Source organism: Sphingobium estronivorans, from assembly GCF_008692605.1.
Lineage (GTDB): Bacteria > Pseudomonadota > Alphaproteobacteria > Sphingomonadales > Sphingomonadaceae > Sphingobium > Sphingobium estronivorans.
Genome location: NZ_LFCT01000021.1, coordinates 87,006 through 109,162 on the forward strand (window position 1 = coordinate 87,006; position 22,157 = coordinate 109,162).

Annotated in this window: 18 protein-coding genes; 1 reads left to right on the forward strand and 17 read right to left on the reverse strand. The window is 62.9% G+C overall.

What is annotated here, in order from left to right:
• Positions 1-176: 176 nt before the first annotated feature.
• Entirely contained in the window at positions 177-2,390 is a 2,214-nt protein-coding gene (locus F7P65_RS15315; RefSeq protein WP_150293229.1) for a TonB-dependent receptor, read from the forward strand.
• 159 nt (positions 2,391-2,549) lie between these two features.
• Here F7P65_RS15315 and F7P65_RS15320 read toward each other — a convergent pair whose 3' ends face one another.
• From F7P65_RS15320 to F7P65_RS15400, 17 genes are all read right to left on the reverse strand, one after another.
• Positions 2,550-4,250, reverse strand: coding sequence for a flavin-containing monooxygenase (locus F7P65_RS15320; RefSeq protein WP_150293231.1), 1,701 nt, complete (start codon positions 4,248-4,250; stop codon positions 2,550-2,552).
• Between the two features lie 90 nt (positions 4,251-4,340).
• The gene (locus F7P65_RS15325) at positions 4,341-5,852 is read right to left on the reverse strand and encodes an AMP-binding protein (protein WP_150293233.1); all 1,512 of its coding nucleotides are present in this window, start codon (positions 5,850-5,852) and stop codon (positions 4,341-4,343) included.
• 71 nt (positions 5,853-5,923) lie between these two features.
• Positions 5,924-6,406, reverse strand: coding sequence for a nuclear transport factor 2 family protein (locus F7P65_RS15330; RefSeq protein ID WP_162854644.1), 483 nt, complete (start codon positions 6,404-6,406; stop codon positions 5,924-5,926).
• A 159-nt stretch (positions 6,407-6,565) separates the two neighbouring features.
• Positions 6,566-7,393: an SDR family NAD(P)-dependent oxidoreductase gene (locus F7P65_RS15335; RefSeq protein WP_150293237.1), complete on the reverse strand. Its 828-nt coding sequence runs from the start codon at positions 7,391-7,393 to the stop codon at positions 6,566-6,568.
• Entirely contained in the window at positions 7,380-7,811 is a 432-nt protein-coding gene (locus F7P65_RS15340; protein ID WP_150293239.1) for a MaoC/PaaZ C-terminal domain-containing protein, read from the reverse strand. Before F7P65_RS15340 ends, F7P65_RS15335 begins: the two co-directional genes overlap by 14 nt.
• Before the next feature lie 11 nt (positions 7,812-7,822).
• Positions 7,823-8,212 carry a MaoC family dehydratase N-terminal domain-containing protein gene (locus F7P65_RS15345; protein WP_205452100.1) on the reverse strand — a complete coding sequence of 130 codons (390 nt, stop codon included), beginning with the start codon at positions 8,210-8,212 and terminating at the stop codon, positions 7,823-7,825.
• A gap of 18 nt (positions 8,213-8,230) precedes the next feature.
• Entirely contained in the window at positions 8,231-9,409 is a 1,179-nt protein-coding gene (locus F7P65_RS15350; RefSeq protein WP_150293243.1) for a lipid-transfer protein, read from the reverse strand.
• A 176-nt stretch (positions 9,410-9,585) separates the two neighbouring features.
• Positions 9,586-10,632, reverse strand: coding sequence for a CaiB/BaiF CoA transferase family protein (locus F7P65_RS15355; protein ID WP_150293245.1), 1,047 nt, complete (start codon positions 10,630-10,632; stop codon positions 9,586-9,588).
• Positions 10,633-10,738: 106 nt separating this feature from the next.
• Entirely contained in the window at positions 10,739-11,911 is a 1,173-nt protein-coding gene (locus F7P65_RS15360; RefSeq protein WP_150293247.1) for an amidohydrolase family protein, read from the reverse strand.
• Between the two features lie 73 nt (positions 11,912-11,984).
• Complete coding sequence (locus F7P65_RS15365; protein ID WP_150293249.1) at positions 11,985-12,731, reverse strand: class II aldolase/adducin family protein; 747 nt, start codon at positions 12,729-12,731, stop codon at positions 11,985-11,987.
• Between the two features lie 163 nt (positions 12,732-12,894).
• Complete coding sequence (locus F7P65_RS15370; protein WP_150293251.1) at positions 12,895-13,761, reverse strand: SDR family oxidoreductase; 867 nt, start codon at positions 13,759-13,761, stop codon at positions 12,895-12,897.
• An 85-nt stretch (positions 13,762-13,846) separates the two neighbouring features.
• Entirely contained in the window at positions 13,847-15,004 is a 1,158-nt protein-coding gene (locus F7P65_RS15375; protein ID WP_150293253.1) for an acyl-CoA dehydrogenase family protein, read from the reverse strand.
• Positions 14,988-16,976: an ATP-binding protein gene (locus tag F7P65_RS15380; protein WP_150293255.1), complete on the reverse strand. Its 1,989-nt coding sequence runs from the start codon at positions 16,974-16,976 to the stop codon at positions 14,988-14,990. The genes F7P65_RS15375 and F7P65_RS15380 overlap by 17 nt, the downstream gene beginning before the upstream one ends.
• A gap of 1 nt (position 16,977) precedes the next feature.
• The gene (locus F7P65_RS15385) at positions 16,978-17,790 is read right to left on the reverse strand and encodes an enoyl-CoA hydratase/isomerase family protein (RefSeq protein ID WP_150293257.1); all 813 of its coding nucleotides are present in this window, start codon (positions 17,788-17,790) and stop codon (positions 16,978-16,980) included.
• Positions 17,791-17,800: 10 nt separating this feature from the next.
• Positions 17,801-19,423 (reverse strand): acyl-CoA carboxylase subunit beta, encoded by a 1,623-nt coding sequence (locus tag F7P65_RS15390; RefSeq protein ID WP_240334321.1) that lies wholly within the window; start codon positions 19,421-19,423, stop codon positions 17,801-17,803.
• Complete coding sequence (locus tag F7P65_RS15395) at positions 19,420-21,213, reverse strand: acyclic terpene utilization AtuA family protein (protein WP_150293259.1); 1,794 nt, start codon at positions 21,211-21,213, stop codon at positions 19,420-19,422. Before F7P65_RS15395 ends, F7P65_RS15390 begins: the two co-directional genes overlap by 4 nt.
• 54 nt (positions 21,214-21,267) lie before the next feature.
• Entirely contained in the window at positions 21,268-22,050 is a 783-nt protein-coding gene (locus tag F7P65_RS15400) for an enoyl-CoA hydratase/isomerase family protein (protein WP_162854645.1), read from the reverse strand.
• Between the last annotated feature and the right edge of the window lie 107 nt (positions 22,051-22,157).

Sequence of the window (22,157 nt, forward strand, 5' to 3'; positions counted from 1 at the left end):
ACTCGATTTGATATTTAATTATTATAAATCAGTATCTTATATTCACATCCTGGTCGGCGACCCCCTCCTCTCAATCGGTGCCTAAACATCAAAAAATGGGCGCTCATACCGTCTTTCAAACAGTTATTGCTAAGCGGCTGCATTCAGCATATCTTACCCATGGGTAGGATAACAACATGATTCACCCATGGGAGGATGACATGCAGGGCAAGTTCGGTACCATGAAGTTGTACGCGCAATTGGGGGTTTGCGGCCTGATCGCCTTACCCTTTCCAGTAATCGCTCAGAACGCCATAGCGCCCGGCGCGTCTGTGGAAAATAATCGGGATTCGGGCCTGGCGGACATTGTGGTGATCGGTCGCAAACGCGCCCGGGCCGAGGAAATCCAGAAAGTCCCCACCGCCATTACCGCCGTGAGTGCCGCGCAACTGCAATCGCCCGCGCTCAAGTCGCTGGTCGAGATCGGCACGCTGGCGCCGAACGCATCGCTCCAGCCCTCGGTGCAAAGAGGCGTCCAGAATTTCGCGATTCGCGGCATGGGCGTATCGGGCACCACGGTATCGGACGAACCGGCCGTCGGCATTTTCCAGGACGGTGTCTATTGGGGTTCAAATTATGGTGCGATCGGCGACACTTTCGATCTGGAAGGGGTCGAAATTCTGCGCGGTCCGCAAGGCACGCTGTTCGGCCGCAACGTCACGGGCGGCGCGGTGACCATTCGCTCCGCGCGTCCGACAGAGGACCGGTCGGCCCGCATGAGCGTCGGTGTCGGCAACGGCATGATGTTCGAGGGTTCGGCGGTCGCGAACGGTCCGCTGGCCGATGGAGTCGCGGGGCGCATCGCGGCCATGGTCCGCCGCAATGACGGCCTGTTCACCAATGTCACCGACGGCAGCTCCTATGGCAAGAGCACATCCTTCATCGTCCGGCCGAGCATCAAGCTGACCCCGTCGGAGAATTTCGACGTGACGCTTCTGGGCGAATATTTCGGCCTGCGCGGCGATCCCACAGTAACCAGAGGCATTTCGCCGACGACCATTCCAGGCGCGCCGCCCACCGCCGCCCAGCAGGCCGGATATGTCTCGCCCTCCGATTTCTGGGCGACCAATCCGGGCGAACGCGGTTTCAACCATGTCGATGTCTATTTCGGCATGCTCGAAGCCAATCTTCATATCGGGCCGGGAACACTGACGTCGATCTCCGGCTATCGCAGGGTACGAACCAATAACGACTTCGATTCCGACGGCTTCCCGCCGGTCAGCTTCCGGCAACTTGCGGCAAACCGCCAGCATCAATGGAGCACCGAATTGCGCTATGCCGCCGATTACGCGCCCTGGCTTTCTGGAACCACCGGCTTCTATTATTTCGACCAGAGCGTCGATTATACCGAAGCCCGCGTCCTGAGCGGCGGCGCTACGCGCGTCGCGGCGGCGGCGCTGCTCGACAACAGCAGCTATGCCTTTTTTAGCGAATTCGACATCAAGCCGACCGACTTCGTCACGGTGACCGTAGGCGGCCGGTACAGCCATGAAAAGAAGGATGCGCAGTCGGCTGCCTTCGGCGCGTGCGCCTTCGACTTTTCCACCTGCAACTACACCGTGCCGCCGAAGCCGTATAAAGGGAACAACTTCTCCCCGAAGATCGGCATCTCCGTGCAGCCGACCGACAATGTCATGCTGTTCGGATCCTTCACCAAGGGCTTCCGCTCGGGCGGCTTCTCATTGCGCGGGACGCCGCTGGGCGCTCCCTATCAGGCGGAAACCGTCAAGGCCTGGGAAGCGGGTCTCAAATCGGACCTCCTCGACCGCCATCTGCGGATCAATGTCACCGGCTTCATCAACACATTCAGCAATCTCCAGCGGACCGTTTTGGGCACCGACCCGGTTTTGGGCGTCGTGCAGTCCGTGTTCAACGCAGCGGACGCGAAGATCAAGGGGGTCGAACTCGAAGTCACGGCGATCCCGGTCCGCGGACTGACCTTGTCGGGTTCCTATGGATATACCGACGCGAAATATGATCGGTTCGACACATTTCCCAACTTCGCAAACCTGCAATTCGTGCGCGTTCCCAAGCATACCGGACAGGTTTCGATGGATTATGACAGTGAGTTCGCTAATGGCGGCCGAATCAATCTTCACGCCGGCGTCGCCTATACGGGCCATTATTTCTTCAACGATGCGAACACACCCACTATCGACCAGAAGGGTTATGCGCTTGCAGACGCAAGCGTGACGTTCACCACCAGCGACAAGCTGTCGATCACTGTCTATTCGCGCAACCTCTTGAACAAGAAATATGCCTATTGGGGATCGACTCTTGGCGCCCTGGGACAGAATATCTTCCCGGGTGACCCGAGAACCTATGGCGTACGGTTGAGCGCAGCGTTCTAAACCATCGAGCGCCCCATTGAACAGGGGGAAGCCCGCCTGCCCGGATCATCTTCGGGCAGGCGGGCTTTTTCTTGCATGTCGCACAACCGGACCGGGCACGAAAAAGGGGCTGGCGGTGGGTTATCACCGCCAGCCCCCAGTGCGACCCGAGCGTCCAGTCTAGGAGCGCGCGCTGTCCATCGCCACCGACGCGCGTTCCTGTCCTTCACCGGCCGCTCCCCCGCAATCGAACGAGAATTGCCGATAGTCCCCTTCCTTCACATCGGCGCACCATTTGCGATAATCCTTGGCGCTGCCGACATAGAGGAGGACGCGAAACTCATCCTTCCCTTCCTTGTTGGTATTGAAACCGGTGATCCAGGACTTGACGCTGCTGATGAGCAGTTTCGCCTGCCCTTCCCGCACGAAATCGGTCCATTCGCGCTCGGCTTCGGGTTTCGCGTCAACGCATGGCAGGCCCTTCGCCGACATGAAGTCGAGAAGGTCCATGATCCAGTTCACGCTGAATTCCAGCGCCGGCGTGAAGTTGCCGAGCGATGCGAGCGGCCCCCCAACCATGAAGAAGTTCGGGAAACCTGCGGCATGCACCCCCAGGAAGGTCTGGGGACCATGTTCCCACTTGTCCTTCAGCCTCGCGCCGTCGACGCCGCGAATGTCGATCCGGTCGAAACTGCCGGTGACCGCATCGAACCCCGTCGCGTAGACGATGATGTCGACATCCAGTTCGGCTTCGCTCGTGACGATGGATGAAGGCGTGATGCGCTCGATCGGCGTTTCATTGACGTCGATCAGTTGGACATTGGGCTGGTTGTACACCTCGTAATAGCGCGTTTCCAACGGCACGCGCCGAGTCCCGAAACCATAGCTCCGGGGCGTCAGCCGCTCGGCGGTCTCGGTATCCTTGACCCGTTCACGGATCTTCCGGCGCATGAAGTCGGATACCACCTCGTTCGCCGCCGGGTCGACCGCGATGTCGCTGAAATTGGCTTTCCAGATTCCAATGCCCGGCTCGGCATAGAGCTTTTCCAGAAAGGCTTCGCGCTCCTCGTCCGACAGGTCGAAGACGCTGCGCGGGTCGGGATCGTGGATGAACCAGCTATTGGTCGAACGGCAGGCCGCGATCATCTCGGGATAGCGGGCCTTGACCGCCGGCTGCTCCTCTTGCGCGACCGGCGCATTGTTGAGTGGCGCGCAATAGTTGGGTGTCCGCTGGAAGACATAGAGTTGGGCGGCTGACTTGGCCGCTTCCTGGATCACCTGCACGCCCGTGGCGCCGGTGCCCACGACGGCGACCCGCTTGCCCGCGAACGACACCTCACGGTCGGGCCAGCGGGACGTGTGACAGGTCTCTCCGGCAAAGCTCTCCCGTCCCGGAATGGGCGGATAGGAAGGCAGGGTCAGCGGACCCACCGCAGCGATCAGATAGCGGCAGCGATAGTGATCGCCGCGCTCCGTCGTCAGCGCCCAGCCCTGTTCATCCGACTGATAATGGGCGGCCGTGACCAGGGTGTCGAACTGGATGTGCGGACGCAGGTCGAAACGGTCGACGACATAGTCGAAATAGCGCTGCAATTCCGGCTGCGCGGCGAACCGTTCGGACCAGTCCCATTCCTCCAGCAGTTCGGGCGAAAAGGAATAGCCATAGGAAGGCGCTTCCGAATCCAGCCTGGCGCCCGGATACCGGTTCCACCACCAGACCCCGCCCACGCCCTTGGCCGCTTCCAGCGCCAGGACGCGCAGGCCCGCCTGTTTCAACCGATAGAGCTGGTATATGCCGCCGACGCCGGTTCCGATGACGATTGCATCATAGTCGAAACGTCCATCATCGGCGTTCCAACCCTTGTCTTTCCGCAACAGCATCCCAATTCCTTTTCGCAATGGATTGCTTCGATCTTATATTACCATCTGGTAATTTATGTTCAACGATAATCCGGCCCGCGGCCCAGCGGTTCACCGCAGCTGAAGCATCTCCCGAACCTTGAACTTCAGGATCTTGCCCGTCGCGTTGCGCGGCAGCGCCTGCGCCATCACCAGTTCCTGCGGATGCTTGAACTTCGCCAGATAGGCCGCGCAATGCGACCGCACCGCTTCAATGGTCACTTGCGTGCCGGGCGCGGCGACGATGACCGCGCAGCCGCTTTCCCCCCATCGTTCGCTCGGCACGCCGACCACGGCGACCTCCGCGATTTCGGGCATCATGTACAATACCCGCTCGACCTCGGCGGGATACACATTTTCGCCGCCTGAAATATACATGTCCTTCAGGCGCCCTTCGATCTTGATATAGCCTTCGGGCGTCTTGTATCCGATGTCACCCGTCCGGAACCAACCGTCGACAAAGGCATCCGCGTCATTTTCAGGGCTGTTCCAATAGCCGGGCATGACATTCCTGCCCTTCGCCCAGATTTCGCCAGCCTCGCCCGGATCGGCCTCCCGACCCGCGTCCGCCATGATCCTGACGGTGCAGAACATCGACTCGCGCCCCGCATAGCCGACGGTGCGCTTCACATCCTCGCTGGCCATTGCGCAGACGATCCCGGTCGTTTCGGTCAGGCCATAGGCCTCATGCACCAGCAGCCCACGCTCCTTCCACCGGATCAGCATCGCTTCGGGGATCGGCTCGGCCGACGCCAGCGCGACCTGGATGCGCGAGAAATCAGTCCTGTCGACATCGGGATGCGCGCCCAGCGCATTATAGATCGCGGGCAATCCCAGAAAATGCGTCACCGCCAGGTCAGGGTCGTGGATCGTCGCCAAAGTGCGTCCCGGATCGAAGCTGCGATCGACGACAGCGGTCCCGCCGATGAACAGGGCCGGCAGCGAAAAGCCCAGCATCGACCCGATGTGGAACAGCGGCATGATGGCATAGCTGACGACATGGCGCGGCATGCCGTAAGTGATCAGCAAATTCTGCATTCCGGCGAATATGTTACCGTGCGTCAGCCGAACCCCCTTCGGCCGTCCGGTCGTGCCGGAAGAGTACATGAGCATCGCAAGGCGGTCGGGTGAATAATCGTCCTCCACCACGAAACTCTTGTCGGACGAGGGCGGAGAGAATTGCGCGCTGGCCACATCCAGCACCAATATTTGCAAATCGCTGTCCAGCGACTGGCCGATCGCATCCCATAGTTCGATCAGCTCACTGTCGACGAACAGCAGCTTCGGGTCCGCATCGCCGACGATATAACTCAGTTCATTTTGCGACAGGCGGAAATTCAGCGTCAACGCGACGCAGTTCGACCGCCAGCACGCCAGAACGATGGCCAGATATTCCGACGAATTCATTATCAATATGCCGACGCGGTCTCCGGCCTTGACGCCGCGGTCGGCCAGAAGCTGGCAATAGCCGTCGATATTGGCCGAAAATTGCCGGAAATTGGCCCTTCGCCCGGTGGAAAGGTCCACCGTGGCGAGGCTATCCGGCCGGGCATTCGCATGATAGGCGGCCCAATCGATTTTCATACACCCTCCCAATTTCCTTGTTGGACGGCGCGGGCCATTGTTACCTCATCGCCATCCTCCTGCACGAACGTCTATGGCGACGGCGCATCGGCGCTCCCGGCCGTCTCGAACTTCTCCACCGCCGCCATGAACGCGGGCGAAACCTCATAGTCGCGGATCGACAGCGGATCGAAAATGCGTTCCTTGAACTTCCAGCCCGATGCCGTGCGGACGACCTTGTCGTTCCACACGCCGAACATGCTCACCTCGCAGGGCGGTCCCATGTCGAGATAGAGCAGATAGTTGCGGATGCGGGCCTCGTCCCCGTCAATGTCGATGAGGATATTGGTCGTGACGCGACGGCCATTAACCGGGAAGTCCCGCACGAGCGCGCGAAGCTGGTCATATCCGCGACAGGACGGTTTCGAATTGCGGCGCTCGACAAAGCCGTCCTCCACCCAGCATTCCACATAGGCGTCCTCGTCCCGCCCGTCGAAAGCGAAGTCGTAGCGGGCGATGAGCCGCCGGATCTCTTCCATGTCGAGCAGATATTGCAGCTTCTCGGACTCGGTCATGCTGTTTCCCTCTTCTCCCCGGAGCGTGTTCCGACTCTCCAGGGCGGTGACGATCTCATACCATCCTGCGCGGTCTTTGACCGACCACAAGTGGGTTTCGCTCAGGCGCCGCGCGGGCTTTACCAAGATGCGATGAGTCAAGCTCATCGCATCTTGGTATCAGATATTCAGGCCGCCGCTGCAAAGCAGCACCTGCCCACTGATGTAGTTGGATTCGGGCGAACACAACAGATAGACGCTGTCGGCCGCCTCCTCCGGCGTCCCGGCTCGGCCGAACGGTATCAGAGAATTGAACGTGTTGATCAGTTCCGGCTGGATTCCGACCTTGATTTCGCGGCCCTGTACATCGATCGCCGCCTGCTCGCCCTCGATGGCGCGGGTCAGGCGCGTTTCGATGAAGCCGAAGGCGACGCAATTCACATTGACCCTGTGACGCCCCCATTCCTTGGCCAGCGTCCGCGTCAGCCCGACGATGCCCGCCTTGGCCGACGAATAGCCGCTCTGCCCGAAATTGCCGTTCAGACCGGCGATGGACGAGATATTCACGACCTTGCGGAAGATCTCGCGCCCTTCGGCCGCTTCCTTCTTGGCCATGATGCGGATCGGCTCTGCCGCCGCCCGAAGGATCCGGAATGGCGCGACCAGATGGACGTCGATCATTGCCTGGAACTGTTCGTCGGACGTTTTCTGGATCGTCGCATCCCAGGTATAGCCCGCATTGTTCACCACGATGTCGAGCCCGCCCAGACCATCCATCGCAGCCTCGACGAAGCGGGTGGCGAAATCGTCGGCCGACACGCTGCCATTGACCGCCAGCGCCCGGCCGCCGGCCGCGTTGATCTCCGCCGCCACCGCATCGCCCTCGACGGGATCGAGGTCGTTGACGACGACGCTCGCGCCCTCACTGGCCAGCTTCAGCGCCGTCGCCTTGCCGATGCCCCGTCCCGATCCGCTGACCAGCGCGACCTTCCCCTCAAGCTTGCCCAAATCTCGTCTCCCATATTTGTCGATTCAGCACCGCACGGCCCTGCAATTTGACGTCGCCGCATTCGTCGGCGGCGGTCAGGTCGAGCAGGATGCGATCGTGCGTCATGTCGCGAATATACGCCTCGCAGGTGATCGCCGCCCCCAGCTGGGTGATCGCCACGAACCGCGTCGAAAACTCCAATATGCCCTCGGCCGGTCCCGCCTCCTCCAGCATCAGGCCCAGATAGGCCATGACCAGCATGCCGTGGGCGAACACGTCCGGAAAGCCCGCCGACCGGGCAAAGTCCAGATCGACATGGATCGGATTATGATCGCCCGAAGCGCCGCAATACAGCGCCAGCATGTGGCGCGAGATCGGCGGGAAGCTGCGCGAAAGAACCGGAGCGACCGGCCGTTCGGCGGCCAGACTGTCTTGCATATGAGCCATCCTCAGTTACGGATGACAAGGGTCCGCCGCACAGTGGCGACATGCGCGCCATGCTGGTTGGTGGCCTTGGTATCCTGAACGACGAAAAGGAGAGCGCCGCCCTTCTTCTCGAAAATGTCCGTCACCACGGTTTCGAGAAGAATCCGGTCGCCCGCCCGGACCGGCGCGAAATAGGTGAAGGACTGCTCGCTGTGCAGCAGCTTCGCCATGTCGATCCCCAGATCCTCGATGAACGCCATCGGATTCTCGGACTCGATCATTTCCAGCGCGAAGAGATAGGTGGGCGGTGCGGTCTGCTCACCGGGTTGAGCGCAACCGATCACCTTGCGGAAGTTGCGCAGCCGCCCGGCCTCGACATGGGCCTGCACCGGCGCGAAGCGATGTCCGATCATATCCCTGGACAGCATGGCTCAGGCCCGTTCGTAGATGGTGACGACGCAGGCGCCGCCCAGGCCGATATTGTGCTGCAACGCGACGCGCGCGCCTTCCACCTGCCTGACGCCCGCCTGCCCCCGCAACTGCCAGACCAGTTCCGCGCACTGGGCCAGGCCCGTCGCCCCCAGCGGATGCCCCTTGGACAGCAGGCCGCCCGACGGATTGACCACGACCTTGCCGCCATAAGTGTTGTCATTGTCGAGGATGAACCGCTCCGCCCCGCCCTCCGGCGCGAACCCCAGGGCTTCATAGGACAGGATTTCGTTCGCGGTGAAGCAATCGTGCAGCTCGACCACGTCCACGTCGCCGGGGCCCATGCCCGCTTCCTCATAGGCGGTCCGCGCCGCGGCGGCGGACAGGTCCGCGCCGACGACCTTGATAAGGCTGGATTCGTTGAAGGTCGAAGGGAAGTCGGTCCGCATCGCCTGACCCGTGATGGCGATGTCGGCCTTCAGCCCTTTCCGGCGGGCAAAGGCCTCCGACACGATAATGGCGGCGCCCCCGCCACAAGTCGGCGGACAACATTGCAGGCGCGTGAGCGGCCCCAGCATCCGGGGCGAGGCGAGCACTTCCTCGACCGTCACTTCGTTGCGGAAGATCGCGCGTTCATTATGCCGGGCATGGCGGCGCGCCTTGACCGAAATGCGCGCGAAGATTTCGTCGCTGGTGCCGTAGCGCTGTTGATATTCAGCCCCTGCGCCGCCGAACAATTTGAGCGCCATGGGCGCGTTGCCCGTGTCATATTCCCGGTCGGCAATATCGGTGAACCGGCTGAGCGGCGAAGGCCGGTCGAGGTAATTTTCCTGCAAGGCGCCCGGCGTCATCTGCTCGAAACCCAGCGCAAGCACGCAATCGGCCGCGCCCGAGGCCACCGCCTGATGCGCCAGATAGAGCGCGGTGGAACCGGTCGAACAATTATTGTTGACGTTGACGATCGGTATGCCGGTGCATCCGACCTCATATAAAGCCGACTGGCCGCTGGTCGAATCGCCATAGACATAACCGACGAACGCCTGCTGCACATCGGCATAGTCCAGCCCCGCATCGGCCAGGGCATCACGCACCGCGGTCGCGCCTAGATCGCGATACATGCCCTGTCCCGGCTTTACGAAGGGTGTCATGCCGACGCCCGCAATCCTGGCCCTTGGCCCCATGATCGATCCTCTTCCTCGTTCAACAATTTACTCATGGGTAATATAACAGTCGCCGCGCGTCAACCGCCTTGTCCCGGCGCAGGAGCATTTCGAACGGCACAAACCATGGCGAAAAATGATGCGGCGGCGCACGTAGCGGGCGCCATCCGCTCCTGCCGTATAGTGGCTGCTACTCGCTAACGCCGCGCAGGCACGGACGGCCGGTCGCAGGCCGTCGAGGAATAACGCGGCGCAGGCGCAGGTTGCAGCACGCCACCGACTTCGATGAACGTCCCGCGCGCGGCATTGTGCGGATGATGCGGCGCATCCAGCAACGACAGCACAGGCGTGACGCAAGCGTCCGTCCCGTCCAGCAACGCGCACCAATAAGCGCGTGGATGAAGCCTGAACAAAGCGGCAAGCTTTTCGCGCAGGAGAGGCCAACAGGCCGGATTCATCTGGTCATCGAAATCGTCATCCGCCTCGATCCCGATCCGCCGCCGCAGCTCGGCATAGAAGGGCGGCTCTATCGCGCCGACAGCGATGTGCTGCCCATCCGCGCATGCGTAACAATCATAAAAATGGGCGCCGCCGTCGAGCAGGTTCACGCCGCGCTCGTCCCGCCATTGTCCGCCCGCGATCATGCCGTAAGTCATGGCGTTCAGCAGGGGCGCGCCGTCCGTCATCGCACAGTCGATCACCTGCCCGTCACCCCCGCCGCGAACAGCCAGCAGCGCGCTGACCATCGCGAAGGCGAGCAACATACCGCCGCCGCCGAAGTCGCCGATCAAATTCAGCGGGGGCACCGGCCTTTCGCCTGCGCGGCCGATGGCATGCAACACGCCGGACAGCGCGATATAATTGATGTCGTGGCCCGCCGCCTGCGCATAAGGACCGGTCTGCCCCCAACCGGTCATGCGGCCGTAGACCAGCTTGGGATTGTCGGCGAGCAACACGTCCGGACCGGCGCCCAGCCGTTCCATCACGCCGGGCCGATAGCCTTCGACCAGACCGTCCGCGCCGCGCACGAGTTCGCGCAACGCAGCCAGTCCCTCCGCCGACTTCATGTCGATCGTCACGATCGTCCGGGACCGCAGCAACGGATCTTTCACGTCCAGATACGCACCCGGCCGTTCCACCCGGATGACCTCCGCGCCATGATCGGCCAGCATCATGCACGCAAAGGGACCCGGACCGATGCCTCCCATTTCGACGATCCGGATTCCCGACAAAGGTCCTGGCATGCATTCTCCCTTTTCATGCGGCAGCGCCCGCACAGGCGCGCTGCCCCTCCGCCGTCCTGCGGCGGTCAGGAAAGGGGCGCAGAACGACTCCGCGCCCGTCGCCTGTTCAGTTCAGGCCATACCATTCCTTGAAGCCCTGCGATAACAGGGCATTTTCCACTTCCGGCTTCAGCTTCATATCCTTGACCGCCTGGATCGCGTTGGGGAAGCCGTCGCCATGCGGATAGTCGGAAGCGACCATGAACTTGTTGGCGCCGACGAATTCGGCGAGAACGGCGATGGTCCGCTCGATCGGTTCGAAGGACGCGAAGCACTGGCGCTGGAAAATCTCGCTCGGCCGCGTTTTCAGGCCGGTGTCGTTCATGCCGACATCATCGAAATGCCGATCCATGCGGTCGACATAGCCGGGCAGCCAGGTCGCGCCGCCTTCGACGAAGGCAACGCGCATCTTGGGAAATTTGTCGCAGATGCCGGCCATGATGAAGCTTGTGGCGGCGGCCATCATCTCGGCCACATGGACGAAGCAATGCTCGACCGAAAAACTGTCGACGGTGCGTTCCTTGGGCCCGTTGCCGGTAAAGTCCGCGATCTGCGCGTCGAAACGGTCCATGCCCAGATTTTCCGACCCGGCGAGGCCGTGAACCGCGACCGGCATATCGATCTCTTCGGCCAACTGCCAGATCGGATAGAAGCTGGGATGGTGAAGCGGACGGCCATTGACCGGATTGGGACGAACAACGACGGCGTTCATGCCCGCCTTCTTCGCCAAACGCATTTCGTTGAGCGACCCTTCGATCGACAAGGTCGGCAGCATAGCGACGCCATAGAGGCGGTCGGGATAGGGCTTGCAGAAATCGACGACATAGCGGTTATAGGCGTTGGCGACCGCCACCTGCCGTTCGGGATCGATAATGCCATGGGCGGCATTAAGCGCCATCGTCGGATAAAGGACCGTTGCGGCATAGCCCTCCTTGTCGAGCCACTTGACGCGCTCGTGCGGATCGAAACCGCCCTTCTCGGCATCGAGATAGGAAGTTTCGGACGGAATTTCGCCGGTCCGCGCGCCGAACGTCGCCGCGGTGTTGACGCCCGGCTTCAACGGCACCGCATGGTCGCGAATGCTGATCCGGTCATCGACCCGGAAGAGAGCGCCGCCGTCTTCCATGATCGTGATCTTGGGGCAGCTATCGCGATATTTGGGGTCGATATAATTTTCCCACAGATCGCCCGGCTCAGTCAAATGGCCATCGGAATCGATTGCATAAAGTGGCTCAGTCATCACACTCTCCTATATTTATTCTATTCGGTTGAGATCGGGTCATCGCTAAGCGAATGATCTCCGACCACTGCGGTCAGATACCGAAAGCGGCCGCAAATAAATCGGGATCGGACTTTTCCAGCCGCCGCAGATTGGCGTCCCACAAATCCTTGCGGAAACTGATCGCCAGATAAAGCCGACGGTAGGTGCGGGCCGTTTCCACTTCCATCGGCGTTCCTCCGATGCGCGCCGCCTCGATCTGGATGCCGGCCGCTATGTCCAGCATCAACGCCTCGCCCGTGGTTTCCTCGATCGTGCCGCCAGCGTGGATCACGCCATGGTTCGCGATCAGCAAGGCACGTTTGTCCGCGAGCGCCGCGGCCAGTTCCGGCCCTTCCTTGTCGGGCGTGATATTGGGATCGTCTCGGAAAAGGACGGCATCGTCCTGGAACAAGGCGCCATAAGCGTGAAAGGGTTCGGGCGGCTTGCCCAGCGTGCTGACGATGGAAACATTCTTGCCATGGGTGTGGATGATGCAATTCACATCCGGCCGCGCGCGATAGATGTCCGCGTGGAAATTAATGCCTGGCTGAGGCGGAAACGGCCCGGCCTCCCGCACCTCAAGATCGAAGCCCACCTTCAGGATATGGGCGGGCAATGTTTCATCGAAATATTCCGATGGCGAGACCAGAAACGCGTCTTCGCCCGGCACGCGCAGGCTGATATGCCCGGCAACCTGGCTGTCGATGCCGTTGCGGTACAATATCCGCCGGGCGGCGGCGATGAGGAATCTCGGATCGGTAAGCGCGTTCGACCGGTTCACCGAAGTCTGCACTGTCATTGGACTCTATCCTCTCGCTTGCGCTGGCCATTCGAGCAGATTTTTTTTCTTTACCGCTCTTAAACGGGCAGCCGCGACCGTCTGGGAAATAAGTTACTCACTGGTAATTTTATGTCAACAACCTTCGCGATCCCGCCCAAGACGAAACATCGCATTTCCGCGCTCAGGCGACGACGACGCCGGGGGGCGCCCACGCATCCCGGCTGACGAAGAGGTCGAGCGTCAGCGGCACGCCCCTCCTCTGTTCAAAGCCCGCAAAGTCGGTCCAGCCTTCCTCCCAGAGTATTTCATCGTCGAGGAAAAAGCGGCCGGTGCAGGCGCGGGCGTCGCGCCGGAAGATGGCGCAGGCTGCCTCCGCCACGATGTCGGGGCGGCGAGCGACGATAGGGTTTTCCCCATCATTCCCCATCGACAAAGCGGCGGTGGCAATCGCCGTGCGCGGCCAAAGACCGTTGAACGCGATTCCCGCAGACCGAAATTCCTCCGCCATCGCCATCATGAAAAGGCTCATATTCAGCTTGGACACCGTATAGGCGGGGAACTGGCTGAACCATTCGGGCCGTAGATGCACGGGCGGACACAGGGCCAGCACATGCGGGTTCTCAGCGGATTTGAGATAGGGAATGCAGGCGCGCGACAGCAGATAGGTGCCGCGCCCGTTGATCTGGTGCATCAGATCATATTGTTTCGCACCCGTGCCCAATGTCCCGGCGACGTGGATAGCGGAGGCGTTGTTCACGCAAATATCGATCCCGCCAAAATGGTCCGCCGCTTTGCCCACCGCCGCTTCGATGGCCTCTCCATCGCGAATGTCGACGACAAGCGGCAGCGCTTTTCCCCCCAGCCGTTCAATCGCCTGCGCAGCGTCATAAACGGTCTCCCGCGATTTCGGGCCGGGTTCCGCGGTTTTCGCCGCGATGGCGATATTGGCGCCTTCCCGCGCGGCTCGCAGCGCGATAGCCAAGCCGATGCCCCGGCTCGCCCCGGAGATGAAAATGGTTCGGCCCGTCAGATCGACTCGTCCGGCCACGCAATCCTCCTCTCGTTTCTTTCTACATGCGCAACCGATGAAAATATATCAATATGTAAAATTGGTACCGAGCGGCGAGACGCTGTCATTTCGATTTCGGACTGATGCCGATATTTTTCGCGATGATTTCCAGCATCACCTCGTCGGCGCCGCCCACGATGGAGATGTAGCGCTGATCCCGGAATCTGCGCGAAATGAGCGTTTCGTCGACCAGGCCCATGCCGCCCCAATATTGCAGGCAGCTGTCGGACACCATCCGCTGCAACCGGCCAAGCTTCAGCTTGAGCATCGAAACGTCGGTGGTCACGTCATGGCCCTCGACATACCGCTCAATCGCCTGTTCGAGAAAAGCGCGGAACATCGCGACATCGGTCTGCAATTCCGCCAGCCGGAAATAAATCGACTGATTGTGAAGCAACGGTTTCCCGAACGCCTTGCGCTCCCGGGTATAGTGGATCGTATCCTCGATCATCTGTTCCAGAACGCGCACGCCCGATGTCGCGATCCAAAGCCGCTCTTCCTGGAACTGCTGCATCTGATAGACAAAGCCCCTGCCCTCCTCGCCGATGATATTGCGGGCGGGAACCCGCACGTCTTCAAAGAACAACAGGCCCGTGTCGGACGAATGAACGCCCATCTTCTTGAGTTTCCTCGACCGATCCACCCCTTTGCTGTCGAGCGGAATGACGACCAGGCTCTTGTTGCTGTGGACAGGGCCGTCGCCGGTGTTGACGAGCGCGGTCATGAAATCCGCCTGAATCCCGTTGGTGATCCACGTCTTGCTGCCGTTGATGATCAGATCGTCACCGTCGCGACGGGCATAGGTCTTGATGCCCGCGACATCCGACCCGGCGCCCGGTTCGGACACGCCGATGCACGCGACGAGATCGCCGGCGATGGCGGGCGTCAGATAGTTTCGGTGCAGTTCGTCCGATCCATGTTTCGCCAGCGCAGGGGTGGCCATGTCGGTCTGGACGCCGATGGCGGTCGGCACGCCCAGACAGTGGATCTCGCCCAGCACCTCGACGAAGGCGCATTGATAGCTATAGTCCAGACCCAGACCGCCGACGCTTTCGGGCTTGCTGATGCCCAGCAGACCGGCATCGCCCAGCGTCTTGAACAGCGCCTTGGCCGGAAAAATCTCCGCCTCTTCCCATTGATCGACATGGGGGTTGATATGGTCCTGGACTATCCGTCGCGCTGTTCGCTGGATTTCGCGATGTTGTTCATTGTAAAATCGCATCTTGAACCTCGTCTTCGTTCTTCACGAGCTTGATCATCAGGCTATCGGCTGAAAGCTGATCGCCAAATTTCACGAATATGTCTTCCACCAGACCCGAAAAGGGCGCGGAGATGACATGCTGCATCTTCATGGCTTCAAGGATCATCAGCTTGTCGCCTTCCGCCACCTGATCGCCGGGGTTGACGGCCAGTTGCGTCACCACCCCGTTCATCGGGGCAAGGATCGCGCCGGGTCCCGCCCGGGTGAGCCCGTCGCTGGGCAAGCGGCGCTCGAACCGTCGGACGCGGCCCCGGTCGGTGATGGCGACCCTGTGACCGGTGCAGGCATGGCCGATGGGCAGGCGGCTGCCGTCAATCTCCATGCCTTCCTCGCCGATGCGGATGTCGATCGTGCGGCCTTCGACCGTCGCGGCGAGATGCGCCGGGCCAATCGGCCGGACGATCACCGTCTTCTCCTCGCCATCGGCCGTCAGGATCATCGAGCGGGACAGATCCCGGCCCGACGACCAGCCGATCAGGGGCGCGGGCACCGACCCTGCCCGGTCCAGCTGCGACCGATGCTCCCCAAAGGTCAGGGCCGCCGCCGCGACGGCCCAGTCGCTGTCGGTCGGCGGCGCGCTGCGGAAGCCCTGCGGCCCGAATTCCTCGGCGATGAAGGCGGTCGTTGCCCGGCCCTGACGGAAGCTCTCCTTTTCACAGCAGGCGATCAGGAATTCGGCGTTGCTGGGCGGTCCGACAAAGACGATGTCGCGGAGCGCCGAGCGTAGCCGGTCGAGCGCGATGGCGCGGGTCGGGCCATAGCCGATGACCTTGGCGACCATCGAGTCATAGAAACTCGACAGTTCTTGCCCTTCGACGATGCCCGCATCGATGCGCACGCCCTCTCGCGAGACAGGCCGCCAGCGTTCGATCAGGCCGGAGGCCGGTCGGAAATCCTGGTTCGGGTCCTCGGCGCACAGCCGCGCCTCGATGGCATGACCGGTCAGCGTCACGGCGTCCTGGGTCAGGCCGAGCGGCCGCCCCCTCGCGACCTCGATCTGCAACGCGACAAGGTCCAGCCCCGTCACCTGCTCGGTCACCGGATGTTCGACCTGAAGCCGCGTGTTCATTTCGAGAAAGTAGAAAGCGCCGTCTTCCGCCAGCAGGAATTCCACCGTGCCCGCGCCGACATAGCCGATCGCCGCCGCGGCGCTGACCGCCGCCTCCCCCATCGCGCGGCGCAGTTCGGCGCCAATTCCGGGAGCGGGCGCTTCCTCCAGCACCTTCTGGTGACGGCGCTGCACCGAACAGTCGCGCTCGCCAAGGTGAACGATGGTGCCGTGCATGTCCGCGAACACCTGAATCTCGACGTGCCGGGGGCGGACGATGGCGCGCTCCAGGATCAGTTCGCCCGAACCGAAGGAGGATGCCGCCTCGCTGCGAGCGAGGTCGATGGACAGCGCCAGTTCGCCCGGACCGTCGACCAGTCGCATGCCGCGCCCGCCGCCGCCCGCCGCCGCCTTGACCATCAGCGGAAAACCGATGGCCAGCCCCTCGCGTTCGAGCGCGGCCGTACCCTGTTCCGCGCCTTCATAGCCCGGGATGCACGGCACGCCCGCCTCGATCATCAGGCGTTTGGCCTGCGCCTTGTTGCCCATCGCCTCGACCGCGGACGGGGGCGGGCCGACGAAGATCAGCCCGGCGTCGATGCAGCTTTGGGCAAAGGCGGCATTTTCGGACAGAAAGCCATAGCCCGGATGCACCGCATCGGCGCCCGTCAGCCGCGCGGCCTCCAGCAGGCGCGCGGGATCGAGATAGGACTGGCTGGCCGGGCCGGGGCCGATGCAGACGGCCTGATCGGCCATGGCGACATGCGGGGCGCCGGCGTCGGCATCCGAATAGACGGCGACGGTCCGCACGCCCAGGGCGCGCGCGGTGCGGATGATGCGGCAGGCGATCTCGCCCCGGTTCGCGATGAGGAGGTTGGAGACCATGTCAGGCCTGCGCCCATGCGGGCTTGCGCCCTTCGCCGAACGCGGCGGTGCCTTCGCGCCCCTCCTCGCCGGTCACTGCATCGGCAAAGGCGGCCGCCGCCCGGTCGATAAAGCCGTCCATCGGCTCCCTGCCGACCAGATCGATCATCGCCTTGGTACTGGCGACCGCGCCGGGCGCCGCGCGACGGAGCCGCGTCATCATCTCCGCTTCGGCCGCATCCAGCGCGGCGGCGTCTTCGACCATCCGGTCGACCAGCCCGACGGCGACGGCCTCGGCCGCGTCGATCCGCGCGGCGGAGATCATCATCTGGCGGCCCCGGATGAAACCCAGACGCTGGACGACATAGGGGGCGATCTGCGCCGGAACCAGGCCGACCGCCGCCTCCGACAGCGAGAATATCGCATCCTTCGTGCAGATCGCAAAGTCGGCGGCGCTCGCAAGGCCGACGCCGCCGGCCATGACAGGCCCTTCGATCAGCGCGACGACGGGTTGCGGCGCCTCCCGCACCAGCCGGAAAAGATCGGCACCGTCCCGGCTGACGGCCAGCGCGGCGGCGCGCGCTTCCCCCGCCTCCATCCCGCCGATGGCGCGCAGCATCTTGAGGTCGCCGCCCGCGCAGAAAAAGCCGCCATTGCCGCGCAGCGAAATGCCGCGAACGCTGCGGTCGTCGCGAACCGCCCGAAATGCCGCGACCAGTTCGCGGATCATGTCACCGTTCAGGGCATTGCGGGATTCGGGCCGGTTGAGCCGGATTTTCAGCCAGCCGTCGGATCGGACAAGTTCGATGACAGGGCTATGGGACAAGGTCGACATCCTGTTTCTCCTAAATGCGGGCGATGCCGAAGCTGTTGGGATTGAGTGTGCGATGGCCCGATTCCCAGCAGGTTTGCAGCAGGAAGCCGAGGATCGTCCGCGTGTCGCGGGGATCGATCACGCCATTGTCGAGCACGCGGCCGGATGTGTAGAAGGCGTCCGCCTGCCGTTCGAAATGCTGGGTCAGATGCTCTTCCTGACGCCGCAGATCGTCCGTGTCGGCCGCCGCCCCGCGCCGTCCGGCGGAAAGCGCCATGACCTGCGACATGGTGCGCGCGGCCTGTTCGCCGCCCATGACGCCCGTGCGCGCATTGGGCCAGGCAAAGAGGAAGTCCGGCTGGTAGGAAATGCCGCACATGCCGTAATTGCCCGCGCCGTAGCTGGAGCCGATATAGAATGTGATGCGCGGCACGCGGATGTTCGACACCGCCTGAATCATCTTCGAGCCATGCTTGATCATCCCCGCCTGCTCGTAGATGGTGCCGACCATATAGCCGGTCGTATTCTGGAGGAAGACGACCGGCCGCTGCGTCTGGTCGCACATCTGGAGGAACTGGGTGGCCTTGGCCGCGCCATCGGGGTCGATGGGGCCGTTATTGCCGATCAGGCCGCAGGGAAAGCCGAAGACGCGCCCCGTCGCGCAAACGGTGGCGGAACCGAAGCGCGCCTTGTGCTCATCGAAATCCGACCCGTCGAGAATGCGGCACAGGACCTCGCGCACGTCATAGGCGACCTTGGGATCGTCGGGCACCACGCCGGCCAGTTCTTCGGGGCTGGACAGCGGCTCGGCAAAGGCCATGGCGGGGGGCGAAGGGCAATGGTGATGCCAGTCGAAGCTGGCGACCAGATTGCGGGTGATCGCGATGGCATGGTCGTCATCCTCGGCCAGATGCTCGACCAGGCCGGAAACCATGGCATGCATCTCGCCGCCGCCCAGTTCGGCCTCGTCGACGACCTCGCCGGTGGCGGCGCGCACCAGCGCCCCGCCCGCGAGCGCGGCCATGGCATTGTCGCGTACCGCGACGACATGGTCGCTCATTCCCGGCATATAGGCGCCGCCCGCTGTCGCGGGACCGTGCAGGACGGTGATCGTCGGAATGCCGGCGGCGCTCAATTTGGCGAGACGGTAGAAGACGCCGCCATAGCGCGCCCAAGTCTCCACCTTATATTCCAGCAGGTTCGCCCCGGCGCTTTCGACCATATGGATGACCGGCAGCTTCTGCTTCAGCGCGATGTCGAGCGCGCCCAGCGCCTTGGGCAGCGTGCCGTCGGTGTTCGCCCCGGCGCGGATGCCGCTGTCGTCGACCCAGATCAGCGTGCGCACGCCCGAAACATAGCCGATGCCGATGATCGTGCTGGCCCCCGGGATGCTCGTTTCGGGATTGGCGTCCTCGACCAGATAATTGGCCAGATTGTACAGTTCCAGAAAGGGCAGGCCGGGATCGACCAGACGGGCGAGGCGTTCGCGCGGGAGAATCTGCCCCCGCTCGGCAAATCGCGCCTGCCGCTTGTCCGACAGCGCGATCGCCCGTCCTTCCAGCGCGCGCATCGCTTCGACGCGGCCGAGCATGAAGGCGCGATTGCGCGAAAAGTCCGCCGACCGAGGATCGACCTTGCTCCGGAATATCGTCACGATGCTTGCTCCAGCAGCGATTGAGGCAGGGCGATCATCGCACCCAGCAGGATCTGCGCATAGGCCTTGCCCTGGGCGTCGAGCCGCAGGCTGGCAATGCCCCCGCCGCCCAGCACGTCGCGCAGCAGGAAATTGATGGCGCCGGGACCGGGCAGGTAGAATCTCTCGACCGATCCGACGCCGAAAGAGCCGAACAGGGTGCGGACGCGTTCGCAGCTCAGGCTTTCGCTGATCCAGGGCAGGAAAGCGGGGTCGCGGGCGATGATGCCGATATTGGCCCAGTTCCCCTTGTCGCCGCTGCGGCCGAAGGCCAGCCGGTGGAGCGGGACCTCGATCATCGCTTCGCCGCTGCGCGGCACGGCGGGCATGCCGGTCGGGACGGGCGGATCGACGGCTTCGAAGCGGGCCGGGACATAGGCGGACCGGGCGACGCCGCCCTGCGCATCGTCGATGTCCACGCTCACCGGCACCGAAGCCTTGGGCAGCAGATAGGAGAAGAGCCGGATCACCGGGGTGGGTTTCGCCCGGCCCGCCGTATAGACCACCAGCCCCGCCGGCGTCGCAAGGACCGCCCCCAGAAGCTCCCGGATCAATAGGCCCGCGCCCCTGCCCGAACCGTGCTTCGCGGCAATCTTGACCGTGATTTCGTCGACATTGTCGAATTGGGCGCTCGCCCCCCCGAAAATCTCGACCTCCTCCTGGGTGAAGGCCGGCAGGTCGAGTTCGGCCAGCGCCCGCCGCGCCCGCGCAAACACCGCCTCCGCAAAGCTCGCCGCCTTCGCCCGTCCCTCGATGCCGATGAAGTTGATCAACATGCCTGCCTTGAAGCCGTCGCTCCACGTGGCGCAGACCTTGTAGCTTTCGCCCGGCGCCCGCCCGCGCGCGCCGCTGACCGACACGCGGCCGTCGCCATGGTCGTCGATGACGACCTGGCTGAAGTCGCAGGCGACGTCCGGCAGCAGATAGGATTGCGGATCGCCGATCTCGTAGATCAGCTGCTCCGCGACCGTGCCGCGATTGACGACGCCGCCCGTGCCGGCGGGCTTGCCGATCGTGAAATGTCCATCCTCGGTCATTTCAACGATCGGATAGCCGATCCCGGCAATGTCGCCAGCGTCGCGCCAGTCGGTGAAATTCCCGCCGGTCGCCTGCGGGCCGCATTCGATCAGGTGGCCCGCCAGGCTGGCCTGCGCCATCCTGTCGAAGTCCTGGTCGGTCCAGCCGAAACTGGCGATGGCGGCGGCCAGTGCCAGCGCGCTGTCGACGCAGCGGCCGGTCACGACGATGTCCGCGCCCGCCCGCAGCGCGTTCGCAATGGGCCAGGCGCCCAGATAGGCGTTGGCGCTGAGCATCTGCTCGACCGGGGGAAAGGCCGCGCCCGAGAACATGTCCCGCAAGCCCTGCTGCGCATGCGCCGTCGCCGGAGCGCCGATCAGATCGTCGCCCTCCACAACCGCCACGCGCAGCGACAGACCCTGGCGCGCGATTTCCGCGCGCAGGCGCTCCGCGCAGACTCGCGGATTGATGCCCCCGGCGTTGGAGAGGATCTTGACCTGCTTTTCCGCGATCCGGGCGAGATTGGGGAACATCGCGCGCGTCAGGAAATCCTCGGCATATCCCTTCCCGGGGTCGGCCGCGCGCGCGCGCGCCATGATCGCCATGGTGATCTCGGCCAGATAATCGTAGATGAGATAGTCGATCGGTCCCGCATTCAGCAGTTGTTCGGTAGGAAAGGCCGCTTCGCCCCAGTAACCGCTTGCGCCCCCGATACGGATTATCTTGTCGCTCATAGCATCCATTCTTCAATATGAAGACCGCCACGCGAACCGTGGCATGACATTCCCCTAACCCTTGTCGACAAAGCGGCCGATGGCGGACGCAAAGTCAGGCTTTCCCATGCAACGGATCAGGCTTTCCATCTCATCGACCAGATGATCTTCGAGTGTCGCCCGTTCCCCGGCGCGCAGCAAGCGCTTCGTGTTCGCGATGGCCTCCGCGCTCGTGCGGGCAAGCTGCGCGGCATAGTCCGCCGTTGCCCGGGCCAACTCCGCAGGAGGCACCCGTTTCGAGGCAAGCCCCCAGGCTTCCGCCTGCCCTGCGGAAAATGCGCTGCCGTCCAGCTGAACCTGCAACGCCCGCCGTTGCCCGATTGCCCGCGCCAATCCATAGGTTCCGCCGCCATCGGGCGAGACGCCGATTTTCGCATAGGCCGGCACGAATTTCGCATCGTCCGCCACGATACAGAAATCGCACATCGACACCAGCGAAAGGCCAGCCCCAGCCGCCGATCCGTGCACGCTGGCGAGAACCAGCTTGGGCATGGCATGAATGCGAACCAGAAATTCATGATAGGGGACCAGCAGATCGCGGATGCAGGTGCCGATGTCGTCGAGATGGTCGATGAAATGGCGGATGTCGCCGCCGCCGCAAAAGGCCTTGCCCGCGCCGCGGATCACCACCACCTTGACCGACGGCTGCGCATCGACCTCCGCCGCGAGGGTCTTGAGCCGAACGGCCATGTCATAGTTGATGGCGTTGAACGCCTCGGGCCGGTTCAGCGTGATGGTCGCCACTTCCCCCTCGACCGCGAGCAAGGCTACGCTTTGGTCTGGTTCGCCCTGTGTCACCGCATCTCTCCCACGCTCTTTATCGCGAATGTTACTCGTGGGTAATATAGAAGAGATGCCCCTGTCAAGCGGCAGTGCAGAGGCGTTGGAACACCCCGCCGTCCATA

What these genes read in the sequence shown, in the direction of transcription:
- F7P65_RS15315 (WP_150293229.1), top strand. Translation starts at nt 177, where the DNA reads ATGATTCACCCATGGGAGGATGACATGCAGGGCAAGTTCGGTACCATG.
- F7P65_RS15320 (WP_150293231.1), bottom strand. Translation starts at nt 4,250, where the DNA reads ATGCTGTTGCGGAAAGACAAGGGTTGGAACGCCGATGATGGACGTTTC.
- F7P65_RS15325 (WP_150293233.1), bottom strand. Translation starts at nt 5,852, where the DNA reads ATGAAAATCGATTGGGCCGCCTATCATGCGAATGCCCGGCCGGATAGC.
- F7P65_RS15330 (WP_162854644.1), bottom strand. Translation starts at nt 6,406, where the DNA reads ATGACCGAGTCCGAGAAGCTGCAATATCTGCTCGACATGGAAGAGATC.
- F7P65_RS15340 (WP_150293239.1), bottom strand. Translation starts at nt 7,811, where the DNA reads ATGCAAGACAGTCTGGCCGCCGAACGGCCGGTCGCTCCGGTTCTTTCG.
- F7P65_RS15345 (WP_205452100.1), bottom strand. Translation starts at nt 8,212, where the DNA reads ATGATCGGACATCGCTTCGCGCCGGTGCAGGCCCATGTCGAGGCCGGG.
- F7P65_RS15350 (WP_150293243.1), bottom strand. Translation starts at nt 9,409, where the DNA reads ATGGGGCCAAGGGCCAGGATTGCGGGCGTCGGCATGACACCCTTCGTA.
- F7P65_RS15355 (WP_150293245.1), bottom strand. Translation starts at nt 10,632, where the DNA reads ATGCCAGGACCTTTGTCGGGAATCCGGATCGTCGAAATGGGAGGCATC.
- F7P65_RS15360 (WP_150293247.1), bottom strand. Translation starts at nt 11,911, where the DNA reads ATGACTGAGCCACTTTATGCAATCGATTCCGATGGCCATTTGACTGAG.
- F7P65_RS15365 (WP_150293249.1), bottom strand. Translation starts at nt 12,731, where the DNA reads ATGACAGTGCAGACTTCGGTGAACCGGTCGAACGCGCTTACCGATCCG.
- F7P65_RS15375 (WP_150293253.1), bottom strand. Translation starts at nt 15,004, where the DNA reads ATGCGATTTTACAATGAACAACATCGCGAAATCCAGCGAACAGCGCGA.
- F7P65_RS15380 (WP_150293255.1), bottom strand. Translation starts at nt 16,976, where the DNA reads ATGGTCTCCAACCTCCTCATCGCGAACCGGGGCGAGATCGCCTGCCGC.
- F7P65_RS15385 (WP_150293257.1), bottom strand. Translation starts at nt 17,790, where the DNA reads ATGTCGACCTTGTCCCATAGCCCTGTCATCGAACTTGTCCGATCCGAC.
- F7P65_RS15395 (WP_150293259.1), bottom strand. Translation starts at nt 21,213, where the DNA reads ATGAGCGACAAGATAATCCGTATCGGGGGCGCAAGCGGTTACTGGGGC.